19 protein-coding genes are annotated in these 18,499 nt (G+C 73.3%); 10 read left to right on the plus strand and 9 right to left on the minus strand.

Going from position 1 to position 18,499, the window contains the following annotated elements:
- The first annotated feature begins 80 nt into the window (after nucleotides 1-80).
- Nucleotides 81-674, plus strand: coding sequence for a helix-turn-helix domain-containing protein (locus tag EDD33_RS07820; RefSeq protein ID WP_123389866.1), 594 nt, complete (start codon nucleotides 81-83; stop codon nucleotides 672-674).
- Nucleotides 675-690: 16 nt separating this feature from the next.
- Here EDD33_RS07820 and EDD33_RS07825 read toward each other — a convergent pair whose 3' ends face one another.
- Nucleotides 691-1,650, minus strand: coding sequence for a 5'-3' exonuclease (locus tag EDD33_RS07825; protein WP_246003426.1), 960 nt, complete (start codon nucleotides 1,648-1,650; stop codon nucleotides 691-693).
- Between the two features lie 78 nt (nucleotides 1,651-1,728).
- On the opposite strand from EDD33_RS07825, the gene EDD33_RS07830 reads away from it, so the two are divergent.
- Nucleotides 1,729-2,166: an Lrp/AsnC family transcriptional regulator gene (locus tag EDD33_RS07830; protein WP_123389868.1), complete on the plus strand. Its 438-nt coding sequence runs from the start codon at nucleotides 1,729-1,731 to the stop codon at nucleotides 2,164-2,166.
- Here EDD33_RS07830 and EDD33_RS07835 read toward each other — a convergent pair.
- Both EDD33_RS07835 and EDD33_RS07840 read right to left on the minus strand, forming a co-directional pair.
- Nucleotides 2,163-2,642 (minus strand): VOC family protein, encoded by a 480-nt coding sequence (locus EDD33_RS07835; protein WP_123389869.1) that lies wholly within the window; start codon nucleotides 2,640-2,642, stop codon nucleotides 2,163-2,165. The two genes, EDD33_RS07830 and EDD33_RS07835, sit on opposite strands and share 4 nt — an antisense overlap.
- 60 nt (nucleotides 2,643-2,702) lie before the next feature.
- Nucleotides 2,703-3,956 (minus strand): GAF domain-containing protein, encoded by a 1,254-nt coding sequence (locus EDD33_RS07840; protein ID WP_123389871.1) that lies wholly within the window; start codon nucleotides 3,954-3,956, stop codon nucleotides 2,703-2,705.
- A 110-nt stretch (nucleotides 3,957-4,066) separates the two neighbouring features.
- Here EDD33_RS07840 and EDD33_RS07845 point away from each other — a divergent pair, with 110 nt between their 5' ends.
- Nucleotides 4,067-5,935, plus strand: a complete 1,869-nt coding sequence (locus tag EDD33_RS07845; protein WP_123389873.1) for an NAD(P)/FAD-dependent oxidoreductase — start codon at nucleotides 4,067-4,069, stop codon at nucleotides 5,933-5,935.
- A 113-nt stretch (nucleotides 5,936-6,048) separates the two neighbouring features.
- Here the strand turns inward: EDD33_RS07845 and EDD33_RS07850 are convergent, their stop codons facing one another.
- Together EDD33_RS07850 and EDD33_RS07855 are read right to left on the minus strand one after the other, a co-directional pair.
- Complete coding sequence (locus EDD33_RS07850; protein WP_123389874.1) at nucleotides 6,049-6,774, minus strand: carbon-nitrogen hydrolase family protein; 726 nt, start codon at nucleotides 6,772-6,774, stop codon at nucleotides 6,049-6,051.
- 56 nt (nucleotides 6,775-6,830) lie between these two features.
- Nucleotides 6,831-7,832, minus strand: a complete 1,002-nt coding sequence (locus EDD33_RS07855) for a DNA topoisomerase IB (protein WP_123389876.1) — start codon at nucleotides 7,830-7,832, stop codon at nucleotides 6,831-6,833.
- 31 nt (nucleotides 7,833-7,863) lie between these two features.
- Here EDD33_RS07855 and EDD33_RS07860 point away from each other — a divergent pair, with 31 nt between their 5' ends.
- A complete protein-coding gene (locus EDD33_RS07860; RefSeq protein WP_123389878.1) occupies nucleotides 7,864-8,334 on the plus strand; it encodes an SRPBCC family protein in 471 nt (156 codons plus the stop codon).
- 31 nt (nucleotides 8,335-8,365) lie between these two features.
- Here the strand turns inward: EDD33_RS07860 and EDD33_RS07865 are convergent, their stop codons facing one another.
- On the minus strand, nucleotides 8,366-9,766 hold the full coding sequence (locus tag EDD33_RS07865; RefSeq protein WP_123389880.1) for a KamA family radical SAM protein: 1,401 nt from the start codon (nucleotides 9,764-9,766) through the stop codon (nucleotides 8,366-8,368).
- 101 nt (nucleotides 9,767-9,867) lie between these two features.
- On the opposite strand from EDD33_RS07865, the gene kdd reads away from it, so the two are divergent.
- The 6 genes from kdd (at nucleotide 9,868) to EDD33_RS07895 (ending at nucleotide 15,544) form a co-directional block, all read left to right on the plus strand.
- Nucleotides 9,868-10,902, plus strand: coding sequence for an L-erythro-3,5-diaminohexanoate dehydrogenase (kdd, locus tag EDD33_RS07870; protein ID WP_123389881.1), 1,035 nt, complete (start codon nucleotides 9,868-9,870; stop codon nucleotides 10,900-10,902).
- Nucleotides 10,902-12,491: a lysine 5,6-aminomutase subunit alpha gene (kamD, locus tag EDD33_RS07875; protein ID WP_123389882.1), complete on the plus strand. Its 1,590-nt coding sequence runs from the start codon at nucleotides 10,902-10,904 to the stop codon at nucleotides 12,489-12,491. Before kdd ends, kamD begins: the two co-directional genes overlap by 1 nt.
- The gene (gene kamE, locus EDD33_RS07880; protein WP_246003427.1) at nucleotides 12,488-13,282 is read left to right on the plus strand and encodes a lysine 5,6-aminomutase subunit beta; all 795 of its coding nucleotides are present in this window, start codon (nucleotides 12,488-12,490) and stop codon (nucleotides 13,280-13,282) included. The genes kamD and kamE overlap by 4 nt, the downstream gene beginning before the upstream one ends.
- Complete coding sequence (kal, locus tag EDD33_RS07885) at nucleotides 13,279-13,716, plus strand: 3-aminobutyryl-CoA ammonia lyase (RefSeq protein ID WP_123389884.1); 438 nt, start codon at nucleotides 13,279-13,281, stop codon at nucleotides 13,714-13,716. The genes kamE and kal overlap by 4 nt, the downstream gene beginning before the upstream one ends.
- 474 nt (nucleotides 13,717-14,190) lie before the next feature.
- Complete coding sequence (locus tag EDD33_RS07890; RefSeq protein WP_123389886.1) at nucleotides 14,191-14,949, plus strand: polyprenol monophosphomannose synthase; 759 nt, start codon at nucleotides 14,191-14,193, stop codon at nucleotides 14,947-14,949.
- A gap of 7 nt (nucleotides 14,950-14,956) precedes the next feature.
- Nucleotides 14,957-15,544, plus strand: a complete 588-nt coding sequence (locus EDD33_RS07895; protein WP_211332459.1) for an FxsA family protein — start codon at nucleotides 14,957-14,959, stop codon at nucleotides 15,542-15,544.
- 32 nt (nucleotides 15,545-15,576) lie between these two features.
- Here the strand turns inward: EDD33_RS07895 and EDD33_RS07900 are convergent, their stop codons facing one another.
- The 3 genes from EDD33_RS07900 to EDD33_RS07910 form a co-directional block, all read right to left on the minus strand.
- The gene (locus EDD33_RS07900) at nucleotides 15,577-15,966 is read right to left on the minus strand and encodes an RNA polymerase-binding protein RbpA (protein WP_056539052.1); all 390 of its coding nucleotides are present in this window, start codon (nucleotides 15,964-15,966) and stop codon (nucleotides 15,577-15,579) included.
- 274 nt (nucleotides 15,967-16,240) lie between these two features.
- Nucleotides 16,241-17,623 (minus strand): MFS transporter, encoded by a 1,383-nt coding sequence (locus tag EDD33_RS07905; RefSeq protein ID WP_123389887.1) that lies wholly within the window; start codon nucleotides 17,621-17,623, stop codon nucleotides 16,241-16,243.
- Nucleotides 17,620-18,438: a glycerophosphodiester phosphodiesterase family protein gene (locus EDD33_RS07910; protein ID WP_123389889.1), complete on the minus strand. Its 819-nt coding sequence runs from the start codon at nucleotides 18,436-18,438 to the stop codon at nucleotides 17,620-17,622. Before EDD33_RS07910 ends, EDD33_RS07905 begins: the two co-directional genes overlap by 4 nt.
- Between the last annotated feature and the right edge of the window lie 61 nt (nucleotides 18,439-18,499).

The raw sequence follows: 18,499 nt of genomic DNA on the forward strand, positions 1-18,499 counted from the left end.
CTCGTCGTCCGGTGCCACCACCGTGCGCGGGATGGCCGACGATCGGCAAGTCCTGTTGCCGGTATGGCAAGATCTCCACCATGGACGAGCTCGACACGGTGCTGGACTCCGTCGGACCCCGGCTGCGGGCGCTGCGGCTGGAGGCCGAGCTGACCCTCGCCGACCTGGCCACCACGACCGGCATCTCTGTCAGCACGCTGTCGCGGCTGGAGTCCGGTGGGCGCCGCCCCACGCTGGAGCTGCTGCTCCCGCTCGCCCGCGCCCACGGCCTGGCCCTGGACGACCTGGTCGGGGCCGACGGCGCCGCCGATCCACGGGTCCCGCAGCGCGCGGTCACCCGCGGGGGCATGACGATGGTGCCGCTGAGCCGGCGGGCGGGCGGGCTGCAGGCCTACAAGCTCACCATCCCCCCGGGGCGACGCCGCCGGCAGCCGGACCCGCAGACCCACGAGGGCTACGAGTGGCTCTACGTGCTCGACGGCCGGCTGCGGATGGTGCTGGGGGACCACGACGTGGTGCTCGAGCCGGGCGAGGTCGCGGAGTTCGACACCCGGCTGCCGCACTGGTTCGGCGGCGCGGACGAGCGGCGGGTCGAGTTCCTGTCGATCTTCGGGCGCGAGGGCGAGCGGATGCACACGCGGGCCCGCTCGACCGACCGTCGGCAGGACGACTGACGGCGTCGACCGCGGCTCAGGCGCGGGCGGCCAGCACCTCGCGCAGCCGCTCGACCGGGCTCGTCAGGCCCCACTGCTCCGCGATCGCCTCGAGCATCTCGGGATCGGCGGGGGAGGCGGGCAGAGCGAGGTCCGGGCCGCCGAGGTCGAGGTCGCGCACGACGGCGACCACACGGGGAGCGACCTCGAGGTAGTCCAGCGCGGCCGTGACCTTGCCGCGCGGTCCGGGGCCCATCTTGGCGTCGGGGTCGGCGCCCTCGGGGTCGGTGGCGGCGGCGAGGATCGCGTCGAGGTCCCCGAAGCGGCCGAGCAGCACGGCCGCGGTCTTGTCGCCGATGCCGGCCACGCCGGGCAGGCCGTCGGAGGAGTCGCCGCGCAGGGTGGCGAAGGCGGCGTACTGGGCGGCCTCGACGCCGTAGCGCTCGCGGACCCATGCCTCGTCGACCCGCTCGTGCCTGCCCACGCCCCGTGCGGTGTAGAGCACCCGCACCTCCTGCTCGTCGTCGACGAGCTGGAAGAGGTCGCGGTCGCCGGTCACGACGTCGACGGGCATCCCGGCCCCGGTCGCCAGCGTCCCGATGACGTCGTCGGCCTCGTGGTGGTCGGCACCCACGACCGCGATCCCGAAGGCCTGTAGCACGGCCTCGATGATCGGCACCTGCTTCTCCAGCGGGTCGGGCACCTCCTCGACGTCGGGGTCGGTCTGGCGCTCGGCGACCACGCGGTGGGCCTTGTAGGTGGGGATCAGGTCGACCCGCCACTGCGGTCGCCAGTCGTTGTCCCAGCAGCACGCCAGGTGGGTGGGCTCGTAGTCGGCCACCAGCCGGCTGATGAAGTCGAGCAGGCCGCGCACGGCGTTGACCGGTGTGCCGTCCGGCGCGGTCACCGAGTCGGGCACGCCGAAGAAGGCCCGGAAGTAGAGCGACGCGGTGTCGAGGAGCATCAGGCGCTGCGGAGCGGGCTGCGTGGCGGGCATGGGCGCAGCCTAGGGGCGACCGGGGACGGCGACCCGGTCCGGCGCTCCCGGGCCGGTCCGGCCGCTAGGGTCTCCCGCGTGGAGAACAAGGACCGGCAGATCCTGCGGCTGCTCGCCGACGACGGCCGGATGTCCTACACCGACCTCGGCCGGGCCACGGGCCTGTCGACCAGCGCCGTGCACCAGCGCGTCAAGCGGCTCGAGGAGCGCGGCCTGATCCTGGGGTACGGCGCGACGATCGACCACGCCGCCGCGGGCAAGCCGCTGACGGCGTTCGTCAGCATCACCCCGATCGACGTCTCGCGGCCCGACGACTACCCCGAGAAGCTCCGGGGCGTCGAGGAGATCGAGTCGTGCTGGTCGGTGGCCGGCGAGGAGTCCTACATCCTCAAGGTACGCGTGGCCACGCCCGCCGACCTCGAGGACCTGCTCGCCCGGGTGCGCGCCGCGGCCCACGTCTCGACGCGCACCACGATCGTGCTCTCGACGCCCTTCGAGAACCGCGCGACCCACTAGTCGCCCCGGACCGCGGCCTCGAGGTCGGCGATCGAGAACGGGACGCCGTCCAGCGTCATGAAGTAGGCCACCGCGCGCGGTGCCACCTCGGGGTCGCCCAGGTGGTCGTCGAGCGCGGCGGGGTAGACCTGCCAGGCGAAGCCGAAGCGGTCCGAGAGCCAGCCGCAGGGGCCCGCCTTGCCGCCGTCGGTCAGGCCGGCCCAGAGGCGGTCGATCTCGTCCTGGGTGTCGCACGGCACCGCCAGTGAGACCGCCTCGTTGGGCTCGAAGCGGGTGTCGCCGCCGTTGATGGCGGTGTAGGGCTGGCCCTGGAGCTCGAAGACGACGGCCATCGTCTGACCGGCCAGGTCGCCGGCCTCCTCGCCGTACGGCGTCGAGGAGACGATGCGGGAGTCGGGGAAGAGCGAGACCCAGTGGTCGACGGCCTCCTGGATCCGGCCGTCGTTGATCCACAGGTTGACGTTGACAGGTCGCATGGCGGGCTCCTCGGGGTGGTGGGGGTTCTCAGCGGGACAGACCGCAGCAGGACCCCGGACTCATCGGCGCGCCCCGGGCAGGCGGCGTACGACGGGCGCGCTGGACCCCGGCAGCGCCGGCGTGCCGTCGTCGGGCAACCGCAGCGTGGCCTCGACGCCGGGGGAGAGGCGGTAGGGGCCGGAGAGCACGACGCCCCCGAGCAGCCGTCGCAGCCGTGACAGCTCGGCACGCACCGTGACCACGCGGCTGGCGTCGTCGAAGAGGTCGGTGGCCAGGTCGGCGGCGGAGCGGCCGCCGGGCCCGGCGGTGAGCAGCGCCAGCAGGATCTCGGCGTGGCGCGGGGAGAGCCGGCGCGACCAGTCGCCGCTGGGGGAGGACACCTCGAGCAGCGGGGTGGCCCGCAGGTCGAGCACCAGGCGGCTGGTGCCGGCGGCGCCCCCGCCGAGCCGCAGCAGCCAGCCGCCGGCCAGCGGCTCGGCCACCGCCTCGCCCAGGGTCGGCAGCCACAGTCGTCCCCCGGCCAGGTCGTGGGGCAGCGCGACGCGTTCGGGCGCCCGGGAGCCGACGGCCGCGGCCAGGTGACCGAACCGGTCGACCGCCAGCACGTCGCCGCTCACCCCCGCCAGCACCGGCGCCGCGACGGCACGCAGCCGGTCGAGGTCGCTGCGGTGCTGCTCGACCACCTCGAGGCTGGTCATCCGCGCCGCGAGCTCCACCAGGGCCAGCTCGGCCGGGTGCATCCCGCGCGAGGGCCCGCTCACGTCGACCACGCCGAGCACGCGCCCCGACCAGGGGTCGCGGATCGGGGCCGCGGCGCAGCCCCAGCGGGTGTGGGACTCCACGAAGTGCTCGGGACCCTGGATGTGGACCCCCTCGCCGAGCACCAGGCAGGTGCCGATCGCATTGGTGCCGACGTTGCCCTCGGTCCAGGCGGAGCCGCCGACGAAGCCGAGGTCGTCCGCGGCACGGCGTACGCCCGAGGAGCCGGCTCGCCACAGCACGCGCCCCTCGGGGTCGGCCACCACCACCATCTGGCCCGCGTCGATGACCGAGGCCAGCGTCTGCGCCAGCCGGGGGACGTAGGCCGCGAGCCCGCTCTCGGCGCGTCGCCGCTCCAGCTCGGCGCCCCCGAGCGGGGCGATGTCCGGCGCGGAGCCGGGCTCGAGACCGCACGCGGCGACCCGGCGCCACGACGCCGCCACCGGACCGCGCGGAGCGGGGACCGGCCCAGGGCTCCCGCCCAGCGCTCCCTCGCGCAGGCGCTGGAGCCCCACCAGGTCGGCCCGCTCGGGACGGTCAGGACGCTGCCGCACGGGTCCTCCGAGGCGAGCCGGTCGGGTGGGTGCAACGTGCTGCAACCCTGTCGCCGGGGGGCTGCGGCCGTGTGTGCTCGGTCACACCAGCCTAGGCGAAGGAGACGTACATGACCCAGGCCCCCGAGCGGGAGACCACCGCGAGCGACCCCACCACCCGGCAGGACGAGCAGCCAGGGCCCCCCGGTGCGCAGGAGCGCACCGAGCGGTGGCTGGCCGCGTTCGAGGAGGCGCTCGCCGCGCGCGACGTGGAGCGGGCCGCGAGCCTGTTCGCGGCCGACAGCTACTGGCGTGACCTGGTCGCGTTCACCTGGAACCTCCACACCGCCGAGGGCCGGCAGGAGATCGGGGCCATGCTCGGCGACGTGCTGGACGGGGTCGACCCGAGCGGGTTCGGCACCGAGGAGCCGGCCGACGAGGCCGACGGCGTGGTCACCGCGTGGATCCGCTTCGAGACCGCCGTGGGCCGCGGTCGCGGTCTGGTGCGGCTGAAGCAGGAGGACGGCGAGGACCGGGCCTGGACGCTGCTGACCACCCTCTACGAGCTCAAGGGCCACGAGGAGCCGCGTGGCACCCACCGCCCGATGGGCGCCGAGCACGGCGCCAACAAGCAGCGCACCACCTGGAAGGAGCAGCGCCAGCAGGAGTCGGAGAGCCTGGGCAGCACGACCCAGCCCTACGTGCTCGTCGTCGGCGGCGGCCAGGGCGGCATCGCGCTGGGCGCACGGCTGCGCCAGCTCGGCGTGCCGAGCCTGGTGATCGACAAGTACCCGCGACCCGGCGACCAGTGGCGCGGCCGCTACAAGAGCCTGTGCCTGCACGACCCGGTCTGGTACGACCACCTGCCCTACCTGAAGTTCCCCGACAACTGGCCGGTCTTCGCCCCCAAGGACAAGATCGGCGACTGGCTGGAGTCCTACACGCGGATCATGGAGGTGCCGTACTGGTCGAGCACCACCGCGACCAGCGCCACCTGGTCCGCCGACGCGGGCGAGTGGACCGTCGAGGTCGAGCGCGAGGGCAAGCCGCTGACGCTGCGACCCACGCACCTCGTCTTCGCCACCGGCATGTCGGGCAAGGCCAACGTGCCGGAGATCCCCGGCGCCGAGACCTTCCGCGGCGACGTGCACCACTCCTCGGCCCACCCCGGCCCCGACGCGTACGCCGGGAAGAAGGCCGTCGTCATCGGCAGCAACAACTCCGCCTTCGACATCTGCGGCGCGCTGTGGGAGAACGACGTCGACGTCACGATGGTGCAGCGCTCCTCCACCCACATCGTCAAGAGCGACAGCCTGATGGAGTTCGGGCTCGGCGACCTCTACTCCGAGCGGGCGCTCGAGGCGGGGATGACCACCGAGAAGGCCGACATGGTCTTCGCCTCGCTGCCCTACCGGATCATGCACGAGTTCCAGATCCCGGCGTACGAGGCGATGGCGGAGAAGGACAAGGACTTCTACGACCGGCTCGAGGCCGCCGGCTTCCGCCACGACTGGGGTGACGACGGCTCGGGGCTGTTCATGAAGTACCTCCGCCGCGGCTCGGGCTACTACATCGACGTCGGCGCCGCCGAGCTCGTCGCGGACGGCCTGGTCAAGCTCGCCCACGGCCAGGTCACCCACCTGACCGAGGACGCCGTCGTGCTCGAGGACGGCACCGAGCTGCCCGCCGACGTCGTGGTGCTGGCCACCGGCTACGGCTCGATGAACGGCTGGGTGGCCGACCTCGTCGACGCCGAGACCGCCGACCGGCTCGGCAAGGTGTGGGGCCTGGGCTCGGACACCACCAAGGACCCCGGGCCCTGGGAGGGCGAGCAGCGCAACATGTGGAAGCCGACCCAGGTCGAGAACCTGTGGATGCACGGCGGCAACCTCCACCAGTCGCGCCACTACTCCCTCTACCTCGCGCTGCAGCTCAAGGCGCGCTTCGAGGAGATCCCCACCCCCGTCCACGGGTTGGCGGAGGTGCACCACACGGGGTGAGGGGGCGACCTCGTCCGGCGGCGGTCGGTGGCGGTCTCCCGAGGTCGCTCGGGAACCGTCGCTGTGCCGGAGCTGTGATCCCGGCGGAGCGTCGGTTTCTCCGGCGCAGCGGGTCAGCCGGCGCCGCGGCCGAGCCCGGCGAGCGTCGCCCGGGCGATCGCGCCCGGCTCGGCGTCGACCTCGTCGAGGACGGTGCCGTCGGCGGCGTGCACCCCCGAGTGGCCGGCGGTCGCGGGGTACGACGGACCGCCCGGCCCGGCGCAGCTCGCGAACACCACCGGGGCCCCGGTCGCCCGGGCGATGCGTACGGCGCGGGCCCGCTGCTCGTCGAGCTCGTCGGGCTGGTGCACCAGCCCGGCGACGTAGAGGTCGGGCCCGACGGCGGCGACGTCGCGCACGTGCGCGGCCACTCCGGTGTCCCTGCAGATGCCCAGGGCGACCCGGTGACCATCGACCACGGTGACCGCGGCGCCCGGACCCGGGGCGAAGCGCCGCGCCTCGGCCCCGCCGAGGTGGGTCTTGAGGTACGCCACGCCCACGCCGTCCGCGTCGACGCGCAGGGTGGCGACGTGCTCGACGCCGGCGGCCGTCCGCACCGGCGCCCCGACGAGCGCGACCGTGCCGACCCCGGCGCAGGCCTCGACGAGCGGGAGCAGCGCCGGGTCGTCCACGTCGACGGGGTCGGCCTCCAGGTCGTAGCCGGTCAGCGACAGCTCGGGGAACGCGACGAGGCGGGCGCCGGCACGGCGTACGGCCTCGGCGTGGGTGGCGACGTTGGCGCAGACGTCGCGCACGGCGACCGGAGGCTGGCAGGCGGCGACGGTCAGCGGGTCGAGCACTGCCCCATCATCGCCGTACGCCGGGCCGGGCCGCCGGCACACCACCCACCCCACCCCTACCGCAGCAGCTCCAGCACCGCCGCCTCGAGGGCGCGCTGCTTGGCGGCGGGGGAGCGGTGGCGCTTGCGCACCAGCTCGGGGTCGATGGTGGTGCCGTTCTCGTAGAGGTCGATGACGCGGGGGTCGATGTAGGAGCTCTTGGCGATGGTGGGGGTGTTGCCGAGGTACTCCGAGACCTCGAGCACCGCCGACTTGACGGCCCGCTGCCGCGACCTCCTGGTGTCGCCGGGCTCCTCGGAGGCGGCCAGGGAGGCTGCTGCCAGCACGGTGGCGTGCCAGGTGCGGAAGTCCTTGGCGGTGAGGTCCTCCAGCAGGCCGGAGAGGTAGGTGTTCACGGCCGTGCTGTCGAGGTCCTTCCAGGCCTTCTCGAGCTGGTAGGCGAGCAGCCGCTCGGTGCCGCCGCGTCGGCGACGGAGGCTGTCGAGGGCGTCGAGGATGTCGGGGTCGTCGATCTCGATGCTGTGCTCGATGCCGGACTTGCCCACGAACCGGAAGTGGAGCACGTCGCCCTGGCGCCGGACGTGGCGCTTCTCCAGCGTGGTGAGGCCGAAGGAGCCGTTGGTGTCGGCGTAGATGTCGCTCCCGACGCGGAAGTAGCCGAGGTCGAGCAGGCGTACGGCGACCGCGTCGGCCCGCTCCAGCGGCATCCCCTCCAGGCCGAGGTCGCGCGTGATCGCCCGCCGGGCGGCGGGCAGCTGCTCGGCCGCGCGCAGCACCCGGTCGAACTTGAGCTTGTCGCGCTTGACCCGCCAGTCGGGGTGGTACTGGTACTGCCGGCGGCCGGCGTCGTCGGTCCCGACGGCCTGGATGTGGCCCTGGGGCCACGGGCAGATCCAGACGTCCTTCCAGGCCGGGGGGATGGCCAGCGACTTCAGCCGCTGCACCTCCTCGGGGTCGGTGATCCGCACCCCGTCCTTGTCGAAGAAGGTCCAGCCCTTGCCCGCCCGGCGACGGGTCCCGCCGCGGGTGCTCGGGTAGACGGTGCGCAGACGTGGCATGGACCCTGTGTTCCCCCGCTAGCGTCGCCTCATGCCGCCCGTGACCTTCACCCAGAGCGCGACCTTCGCCACCTCGCCCGCCCGCGCCTTCGCGACCGTCCTCCCCGCGCCGCTGCCGGGCCTGTTCGACCGCCGGTACGTCGCCCTGCCACGCATCCGCGAGGTCCGTGACCAGGTCGGGGAATGGGCCGAGCCGGGCCAGACCCGCACCATCGTGCTCGCCGACGGGAGCAGGATGCACGAGCGGCTGGTCGGCGTCGAGGCGCCGGGCCACTTCGACTACGAGCTCAGCGGCCTGACCGGGCCGCTGGCACTCCTCGCGCGCCGGGTCGAGGGCCGCTGGGCGTTCGAGGCGGCCGGTGGCGGCACCCGCGTCACCTGGAGCTGGCAGGTGCACCCGCGCAGCCCGCTGGTGCGTCCGGCCGTGCTCGCGCTGCGCGTGATGTGGGCCGGCTACGCCCGGCTGGGGCTGCAGCGGGTCGGCCAGCTCCTGGCCGACTGACCCGCCGCCGACCGACCCGCCTCGGTGCGCCTCAGACCGACGCCCCCTGGCGGGTCCACCACGCCTGCCCCTCGGCGGGCAGGGTGTGGATCGGGTCGAAGTAGGAGTAGGTGCGGGTCAGTGCCTCGGGGTCCTCGGCCTCGATCGAGGTCCGGTAGTTCTTGGTCCACTCCGAGATGCCCCGGACCTGGTCGTAGGACGCGACCTGGTGGACCCAGCGCTTGCCCACGAACGGCACGTCGCACACGATCCGCGGCGTCGCGAAGCCGGGCAGGTAGCCCATGACGTGGTGCTGCAGCCGCTGCGCGTCCGCGACCGAGACCCGCCAGTGCTCCGAGGCCGGGATCATGTCGCACATGTAGAAGTAGTAGGGCAGGATCTGCGCGCCGTCGAGCAGCCGGAAGCACAGGTCGAGCAACGCGTGCGGGTCGGCGTTGACGCCGTCGAGCAGCACGCCCTGGTTGCGCACGTCGCGCACGCCGGCCTCGAACATCGCCCGCGTCGCGTCGGCGACCAGCGGGGTGACCGAGTTGGCGTGGTTGACGTGGGTGTGGATCGCCAGCGACACCCCGCGGGCGCGGGCCAGCGTGGCGACCCTCTCCATGCCCCGGCGTACGTCGTCCTGGAGCCAGTGCTGGGGCAGGCCCATCAGCGCCTTGGTGGCCAGCCGGATGTCGCGGACGTTGTCGACCGCGAGGACCTGGGTGAGGAACTCCTCGAGCCGCGCCCACGGCATGTTGGCGACGTCGCCGCCGGAGACGACCACGTCGCGCACCGACGGGGTGCGCCGGAGGTAGTCGAGCATCTCGGCGTGGCGGTCGACCGGCTTGCCGAGGAACTTCAGCTTCTCGACCGCCGGGGTGGAGTTGCCGACGAGGTCCATGCGGGTGCAGTGGCCGCAGTACTGCGGGCAGGTGGGCAGCAGCTCGGCCAGCACCTTGGTGGGGTAGCGGTGGGTCAGGCCCTCCACGGCCCACATGTCGTGCTCGTGCAGCGAGTCGCGGCTGGCGTGGGGGTGCGAGGGCCAGTCCGTGCGGCGGTCGGAGAACACCGGGATCATGTAGTGCCGCACCGGGTCGGCGTAGAAGGCCTCGGTCAACGACCCGGGCCCGGCCGGCTCGAGGTGCGGCGCCATCGTGTTCATCATCTGCGGCGGGACGAGCATCGACATCGTCGCCCGCTCGGCCTGGTCGCGCTCGAGGTCGGCGTAGAACCGCTCGTCCACGAGGTCGCCGAGCAGGGTCCGCAGCTGGCGCAGGTTCTTGACGCAGTGCGAGCGCTGCCACTGCGCGCTCTCCCACTCCGCCCGGGTGACGTCCCTCCAGCCCGGGAAGCGCGTCCAGTCGGGCTCGACGAGCTCCACGCGCTGGTAGGGGTAGGGCTGACCGGTCTGCTGCTCGACCAGGCTCGCGATCGACGTCGAGATGCTCATGCCAGGAAGTATGGACACGATCCTTTCGGTGTCGCAAACACATCGCCGTAAGATCTACTGTTTTCCTAGCGCGCGACAGGAAGGTGTGTGGAGTGGGACAGATGACGGGCGACCCGACCGGGCTGCACCGGGTGCTCGAGCCGGTCGGGGTGCTGCCGCAGGCGGCCACGCGGCTCGACACCGACCCGGTGCTGCGGCACGACGAGGTGCGGGTGCGGGTCGAGCGGCTCAACCTCGACGCCGCGTCCTTGCGCCAGCTGCACGAGAAGCACGGCGGCGACGGGGACGGCGTACGCCGTGAGGTGCTGGAGATCGTCCGCACCCGCGGCAAGATGCACAACCCCGTCACCGGCTCCGGCGGCATGCTCGTGGGCACCGTCGAGGAGGTCGCCGCGGGGTCACCGCTCGGGCTGCACGTCGGCGACCGGGTCGCCACCCTGGTCTCGCTGACGCTGACGCCGCTCGTCCTGACCGACGACCTGGCCGGCTGGGACGGGCTGGGGGAGCAGGTGCCCGCCGACGGGTACGCCGTGCTGTTCGGTCGCAGCATCGCCGCGCGGCTGCCCGAGGACCTGTCGCCCGAGCTGGCGCTGTCGGTGATGGACGTCTGCGGCGCCCCGGCGCTGGTGGAGCGGCACGTCGCGACGTACGACGCCCCGACGGTCGTCGTGGTCGGTGGGGCCGGGAAGTCCGGGTCGCTGTGCCTGGCGGCCGCCCGTCGTGCGGGCGCCTCCCGCGTCGTCGCCGTCGTGCCGCACGACGCCGAGGCCGCGCTGCTGCGCGAGGGCGGCGTGGGCGAGGGCCTGGCCGACGCGGTGGTGGTCTGCGACGCCCGCGACCCGGTCGCGCTGCGCGACGCGGTGAGCGCCGCCGGCGGCCCGGCCGAGGTCACCGTCGTCTGCGTCGACGTGCCCGGCTGCGAGGGCGGTGCGATCCTGGCCACCGCCGCCGGCGGCACGGTGGTGTTCTTCTCGATGGCGACGTCGTTCAGCGCGGCCGCGCTCGGAGCCGAGGGACTGGCCGCCGACGTCACCATGCTGGTCGGCAACGGCTACGTGCCCGGTCACGCCGACCTGGCGCTGGAGATCGTGCGCAGCACCCCCGCGGTGCGCGCCCTGTTCGAGAGGCGGTTCTGATGGCCCCCACCACGCTCCCGACCCACCGGCCCAAGCTCGACCTCGACCCGCGGACCGTGGCGCAGGCGCGGGCCCTCGCGGCGCGGGTGGGCGGCCCCATCGTCGACCTCGCCCGCCGCCACACCACGCTGTCGGTGGAGCGGGCCACGCTGCGCCTGGCCGGGCTGGGCGGCGCGGACCCCGACGGCGTGCCCTGGGTCAACCTGCTGGCCGACGCGGTGCGCGCCGACGTCGACCTGGCGCACGGCCTCGCGCTCCCCGTGTGGGACGCGCTGGCCCGGGGCGAGGCCGAGGACCCGCTCACCCTGGCCCAGAAGGCGGCGGCCGGCTCGGTGCGGTTCCGGCTGCCCGACGGCGACGCGGCGCGGACCGCCCGGTCGGGGGCCCGGGCCGCGGTCGGCGGCGGCATCGCGCGGATCGACCTACGCCGGGCGGAGCGCGAGCGGCTGATCAGCGAGATCGGCGACGCCCCCCGGCAGCCCTGGATCTACCTGATCGTCGCGACCGGCGACATCTACGAGGACATCCCGCAGGCGCAGCAGGCCGCCCGCGAGGGGGCCGACGTGATCGCGGTGATCCGCTCCACGGGCCAGTCGCTGCTCGACTACGTGCCCGAGGGTGCGACCCGCGACGGGTTCGCCGGCACCTACGCCACGCAGGAGAACTTCCGGCTGATGCGGGCGGCGCTCGACGAGACCGGTCGCGAGCTGGGCCGCTACATCAGGCTCACCAACTACGCCAGCGGCCTCTGCATGCCCGAGATCGCGGCGCTGGCGGGCCTGGAGCGGCTCGACATGATGCTGAACGACTCGATGTACGGCATCCTCTTCCGCGACATCAATCCGGTGCGCACCTTCGTGGACCAGCGCTTCAGCCGGCAGGTGCACGCCCGCGCCGGCATCATCATCAACACCGGCGAGGACAACTACCTCACCACCGCCGACGCGGTCGAGGCGGCGCACACCGTCACCACCAGCCAGCTGCTCAACGAGTACTTCGCCCACGAGGCCGGCCTCGAGGACTGGCAGCTCGGCCTGGGGCACGCGTTCGAGATCGACCCCGAGGTGCCGGACTCGTTCCGCCTCGAGCTCGCCCACGCGCTGCTGGCGCGCGAGCTGTTCCCCGACGCGCCGCTGAAGTGGATGCCGCCCACCCGGCACATGACCGGTGACGTCTTCCGCGGCTACCTGCTGGACGGCTTCTTCAACCTCGCCGGGGCGCTGACCGGGCAGGGCATCCTGCTCGTCGGGATGATGACCGAGGCGGTGGTGACGCCGTGGCTCTCCGACCGCGACCTCGCGCTGCAGAACGTCCGCTACGTCATGGACGCCGCCGGTCGGCTGGCCGAGGACTTCCACCCTGCCCCCGACGGCGTCATCGCCGAGCGGGCGCGGACGGTGCTGGGGGAGTCCATCGACCTGCTGACCCGCATCGCCGAGCGCGACCGGGGGCTGCTCGACGCCATCGCCGACGGCACCTTCGGGCTGATGAAGCGGCCCCCGGACGGCGGCCGCGGCCTGGACGGCGTGGCCGAGCACAGCGACGCCTACCACAACCCGGCGACCGAGATCCTCCAGGAGGACGCATGACCGACATGGTCTCGACGGGCTCGACCGGTGCGGTCGCCCCGACCGAGGAGAAGCGGCTGCTGCGGCCGTACGGCGACACCACCGGCGACGGGATGGTGCAGCTGTCCTTCACGCTGCCGATGCCGCACTCCAAGGTGGCCGAAGGGGCTGCGGCCCAGCTGGCCAACAAGATGGGCATGGACCCGGCGCTGGTCGTGCACGCGCGGCCGATGGGAGCGGCGTACACCTTCTTCGTCGTCTACGGCCGGGTCCACCACCTCGTCGACCCCAGCCAGGTCGAGGTGGTCGAGCGCGACTACGACCTGCTCACCCCGAAGGAGGTCAACGCCGCGGTCAAGGCCGGTCTGCGCCGTCGCCTGACCGTCGTCGGGGCGTGCATCGGGACCGACGCGCACACCGTCGGGATCGACGCGATCCTCAACATCAAGGGCTTCGCCGGCGAGAAGGGCCTGGAGTACTACCGCGAGCTCAAGGTGGTGAACCTCGGTGCGCAGGTCTCGGTCCCGCAGCTGGTCGAGCGGGCGGTGCAGGAACGGGCCGACGCGGTGCTGGTCTCCCAGGTGGTCACCCAGCGCGACGCCCACCTGCTCAACACCCGCGAGATGTCGGCGGCCTTCCGCGAGGCGTTCCCGCCGGCCCGGCGGCCGCTGCTGGTGGTCGGGGGCCCGCGCTTCGACGAGAAGATGGCCGCGGAGCTCGGGGTCGACCGCGTCTTCTCGCGCGGCACCACCCCGGGTGAGGTCGCGAGCTTCCTGGTGCACCGCCTGGTCCCGACGGCGGTGGCCTCGTGAGCGCCGGCGCGCAGGACCAGCGGGACCAGCGGGACCCGCGGCTGGGCACCGAGGCGGTGCACCGCCGCTACGTCTCGCACGCCGAGGCGCACTACGCCGGCGCGCTGGTCGACGGCGCCTGGGGCCTGGGGCTGTTCGGCGACGTCGCGACCGAGCTGTGCATCCACACCGATGGCGACGAGGGCCTCTTCGCCTCCTACGACGACGTCCAGTTCCGCAGCCCGGTGCGCGCCGGTGACGTCGTGGAGGCCCGCGGCAGGGTGACCCGGGTGGGCCGCCGGTCGCGGCGCATCGAGTTCACGCTCCTGGTCGTCGCGCGCGGGGAGGCCACGCCGGAGCGGGACTCCGCGGCCCGCGTGCTCGTGGAGCCGCTGGTGGCCACCACGGCGGTCGGCACGGTGGTCGTGCCGCCGCCTCCCGGGCCTCACGTCTAGACCGCCACGGCGTGTCCATCCCGACACGCCGGAGCGACCGAATAATCGGTGGAGATCTGTCGTATCCGGGTACGGCTGCCTGACCTGCGGTTTCGAGGCTCTGTGACTGGTCAGCCGCTGGTTGACAGTGCACGGTGCCCCCCGGCAGGGTCGTCGAAGTTTCTCCGGGCAGCACGTCCGCACCACACGAGCGACTGATGCATCCGAGGGCCATCTCGCCAAGATGGGCCGGAGGCTGCACATGGCGGGTCGACCGGCGTGGTGGTGGACGGGAGGACGCGGGGGGAGCGAGTCGACCAGTAGACAACGCTCGTGACGCTGGCACCCGGTCAGCGCGCGGACGGTCCGAAGGTCCTCGTCGTTCCCCCCGTCCTGCCCCTCCTGCAGCGGCGGCCGGGCGGCCGATAGGTTCGGCCGGTGAGCGCAGCACCCCGTGACGACCGCCCCGCCCCCCTCGGCCGGGGTCGGGTCGTCATGGTCGTGCCGACCTACGACGAGGCCGCCAACATCGTGCCGCTGCTGCAGCGGCTCCGGGCCGCGCAGCCCGGCGTCGACGTGCTCGTCGTCGACGACGGCTCACCCGACGGCACCGGCCGGCTCGCCGAGGAGTACGCCGCCGCGGACGCCGCCGTGAGCGTGCTGCACCGCACCGAGAAGCAGGGCCTGGGTGCGGCCTACCTCCACGGGTTCCGGGTGGCCCTGGAGCGCGGCTACGACGTGGTCGGCGAGATGGACGCCGACGGCTCGCACCAGCCCGAGCAGCTCGGGCGCCTGCTGGAGGCGCTGCCGGGCGCCGACCTCGTGATCGGGTCGCGGTGGGTGCCGGGCGGGTCGATCGTCAACTGGCCGCGTCACCGCGAGCTGCTCTCGCGCGGCGGCAACCTCTACACCCGCACCCTGCTCGGCATCGAGGTGCGCGACGCGACCGCCGGCTTCCGGTTGTTCCGCCGCTCGACGCTCGAGCGGATCCGCCTGGAGGAGACCGCCTCGCTGGGCTACGTCTTCCAGACCGACCTGGCCCACCGCACGCTGCGGGCGGGCCTGCGAGTGCGCGAGGTCCCGATCGAGTTCGTGGAGCGGGTGCGGGGCGAGTCGAAGATGAGCGGTGCGGTCGCGGCCGAGTCGCTGCGTCGCATCACGACCTGGGGCCTGGAGGAGCGCGGCCGACAGCTCCGCGCCGGCGTACGCCGCCTACGGGCACGCGCGGAACAGCGCCGGGGGACCGCACGTTAGGAGGGTCATGAGCGCCCCCACGCCCCCGGCCCGTCGACGCCGCTTCCCCTGGTGGCTGCTGGGGGTGGCCTTCGTCGTGGTGCCGCTGGTGGAGATCTGGACGATCATCCAGGTGGGCCAGGTCATCGGGGCCTGGTGGACCCTGGGTCTGCTGGTGCTGAGCGGCGTGGTCGGCTCCTGGCTGGTCAAGCGCGAGGGCGCCCGCACGATGCGCGCCTTCCGCGACGCGCTGTCCGCCGGTCGGATGCCGCACCGCGAGCTGGCCGACGGCATCCTGATCCTGGTGGGCGGCACCCTGATGCTGACTCCGGGGTTCGTCTCCGACGTGCTGGGGATCCTGATGATCCTCCCCGTCACCCGTCCGCTGGGACGCACCGTGCTCGCCGGCGCCATCAGCCGACGGCTGGTGGCCTCGGGTGGCCCCGGGCTCGCCGGTGGCGGCGCCGGCTTCGGGTTCGGGGCCGGCTTCGGCACGGGTGCGGGCACCGGCTCCGGCACGCGGCCGGGCTCCGCGGGGACGGGGTCGGCCGACGACCCCCGGACACGACGACGCCCCGGACCAGGTGACGTGGTCCGGGGCGAGGTCGTGGACTGAGCGCGGATCCCGGAGGGATCCCACGCCGGTCCTCAGGCCTTGGCGGCGCGCTTCTTGCGGGCGTTGGGCCGGTGCAGGTGTGCCGGACCGATCTGACCACCGCGGAGCAGGTCGATCCGCTCGGCCAGGATGTCCTCGAGCTCCTTCTCGGAGCGGCGCTCGAGCAGCATGTCCCAGTGGGTGCGGGCGGGCTTCTCGGCCTTGACCTCGGGCTCGATGCCGGAGGTGGCGCGGGCCTCGGCGCCGCAGCGCGGGCACTCCCACAGTGCCGGGATGTCGGCCTCGACGGACATCGTGATCTCGAAGTCGTGGCCCTGCGAGCAGAGGTAGCCCACCTGCTGCCGGGCGGCGAACTCGATGCCGCGCTCGTCCTCGAAGCTCTGGCCGCCCAGACGGGCTCCTCGCAGCGTGCGCTCTCCCACGTGTCCTTCAACGGTGTGCACTGCCGGGTCGCGGCGGTGGCTGACGATCTGTGCTCGGACGGCGCGCAACCGCTGCTGGGCGGCGCGTCAGGCCCGGATGGGCCGAGGTCCTCGATGCTCGGACGCCTGGGGCATCACGTCCGGCACAACGAACGACGTTGGACGAGCATTCCCCATCGGTCCCGGTTTCACACCATCCGCAGGCCCCGTAGCGGCACGGATCACGCGATCTGGCCCCCATGGACTAGGCCACCGGGGGCGACGGGTGGTCGGGTCAGATGGTGCTGGGCACCCGGTTGCCGGCCTCGCGGATCCCGCGTGCCGGGTCGAGGCGGAGCAGGAAGAACGCTCCCAGCACGAAGAAGACGATCAGCGCGAGGATCGCGGGACGGTATGACCCGGTCACCTGGAACACCACGCCGAATAGCAGCGTGCCGAACCACGAGGTGCCCCGCTCCGCGGCGTTGTAGAGGCTGAAGTAGGCGCCCTCGCGCCCCCGGGGGATGAGCAGGCTGAAGAACGAGCGGGACAGCGCTTGGGTGCCGCCCATCACCACGCCGATCGCGACCGCCACCGCGAGGAACAGGCCGATGTTGCCCGCGGGCAGGAGCAGCGCCGCGACCACGATCGCCATCCAGGCGAAGGTGCCCCACAGGATCAGCCGGTAGGCGCCGTGGCGCGCGGCGAGCCGACCGAAGAACAGCGCTCCACCGAAGGCGACGAACTGGATCAGCAGGATGGTCGCGATCAGCACCGAGGTCTCGAACCCGAGCTGCTTCTGGCCGTAGGTGGACGCGGCGTAGATGACGGTCTGGATGCCGTCGTTGTAGAAGACGTAGGCCAGCAGGAAGGTCAGCGTCATCGGGTAGGAGCGCATGTCCTTGAACGTGTCGACGAGCTGGCCGAAGCTGCGTCGCAGCACCCCGCCCTCGACCGGCACCACGTCGAGCGGCGCGTGGTCGCGCAGCCGGACGAACGGGATGATCGTGAACCCGGCCCACCACACCGCCGCGGAGAGCAGCGAGAGGCGCACCGCGGTCTCGGTGTCGAGGCCGAAGGTGCCCGGCAGCAGCACCAGCACCAGGTTGAGCAGCAGCAGCACGCCGCCCCCGAGGTAGCCGAAGGCCCAGCCGCGCGAGGAGACGTGGTCGCGCTCCTCCTCGGTGGAGATGTCGACCAGGATCGCGTAGTAGCTCACCATGGCGCAGCCGGCGAGCACGCTGCTCGCCACGACCGCCACCGCGCCCAGCTGCCAGTTGTCGCCCTCCATGAAGAACAGCAGCGAGGCGAACGCGGCGCCGGCCCAGGCGAAGAACGCCATGTGACGCTTCTTGTGGGCCGAGCGGTCCACCCACGCGCCCACCACCGGCAGCACGAAGGCCCCGGCGATGGTGGCGAAGCTGGTCAGGTAGCTCGGCAGCGATCCCGCGGCCAGGTCCAGCCCGAGCACGCTGACGGTGCGGCTGCAGGTCTCGTCGGCGTCGGTGCAGCCGGCGGCACGGCCGGCCACGGTGATCATGTAGGGACCGAAGAGCACGCTCAGCACGGTCGTGTAGTAGGCCGAGTTGGCCCAGTCGTACCAGTTCCACGCCCGCTGCTGGCGGCGCCGGTCGATCGGGGAGAGGTCGGCGATGCCGACCGGGGCGGGGCTGCTCATGCGGGGTCCCTCCAGGCGCCTCGGCGCCGCAGCACGTCCCGACAGACGTCGGTGCGGTCGGTGATCAGTCCGTCGACCCCGAGGTCGAGCAGCTCCTCCATCTCGGGCGCCTCGTCCACGGTCCAGACGTGCACCTGGGCGCCGGCGGCGTGCGCGCGGCGTACGAACCCCCGGGTGACGACCGGCACCGGACCGCGACGGTGGGGCACCTGCAGCGCCGCCACCCGGCCACGGGTGAGCAGCCGCGCCAGGCGACCCGAGACGGTGCCCGCGAAGACCGCCACCTCGGCCGGGGAGGCCGACGTGGCGACCCGGCCGTGGGTCAGCGCTCGGAAGCGGTCGAGACGGCGCTGGCCGAAGGAGCCGATGCAGACGCGGTCGTGGGCGCCCGTGTGCTCGATCAGCTCGACCAGGGGCCCGACGGCACCCGCGGACTTGAGGTCGATGTTGAAGCGGGCACCGGGCAGCTCCTCGAGGAGCTCGGCCATCCGGGGGACGGCGTGCTCGCCCCCGATGCGCGCCCGGGCGACCTGGTCGGCCCGCAGCCGGTCGAGCCGGCCGGTGCCGTCGGTGACCCGGTCGAGGACGGCGTCGTGGAAGGCCAGCAGGGTGCCGTCGCTGGTCGCGTGCACGTCGGTCTCGAGGTAGGTGTAGCCCAGCGCGGTGGCGTGGCGGAACGCGTGGAGGGAATTCTCGGCCCCCGGGATCTCGGGGTGGCCGACGCCGCCGCGGTGCGCCATCGCGATCACGGCGCCGCCCGCCCGGCCCTCGTCGAGGTAGGGGTACCCCGTGGGCGGCGGCAGGGGGTGGCTCACGGGGGAAGTATGGGCGGGCACCAGGTCATCGTGCCGCGTGCAACGCCGCCGGCACATCCGC

Origin of the sequence: Nocardioides aurantiacus (genome assembly GCF_003752505.1) — a bacterium.
GTDB lineage: Bacteria > Actinomycetota > Actinomycetes > Propionibacteriales > Nocardioidaceae > Marmoricola > Marmoricola aurantiacus.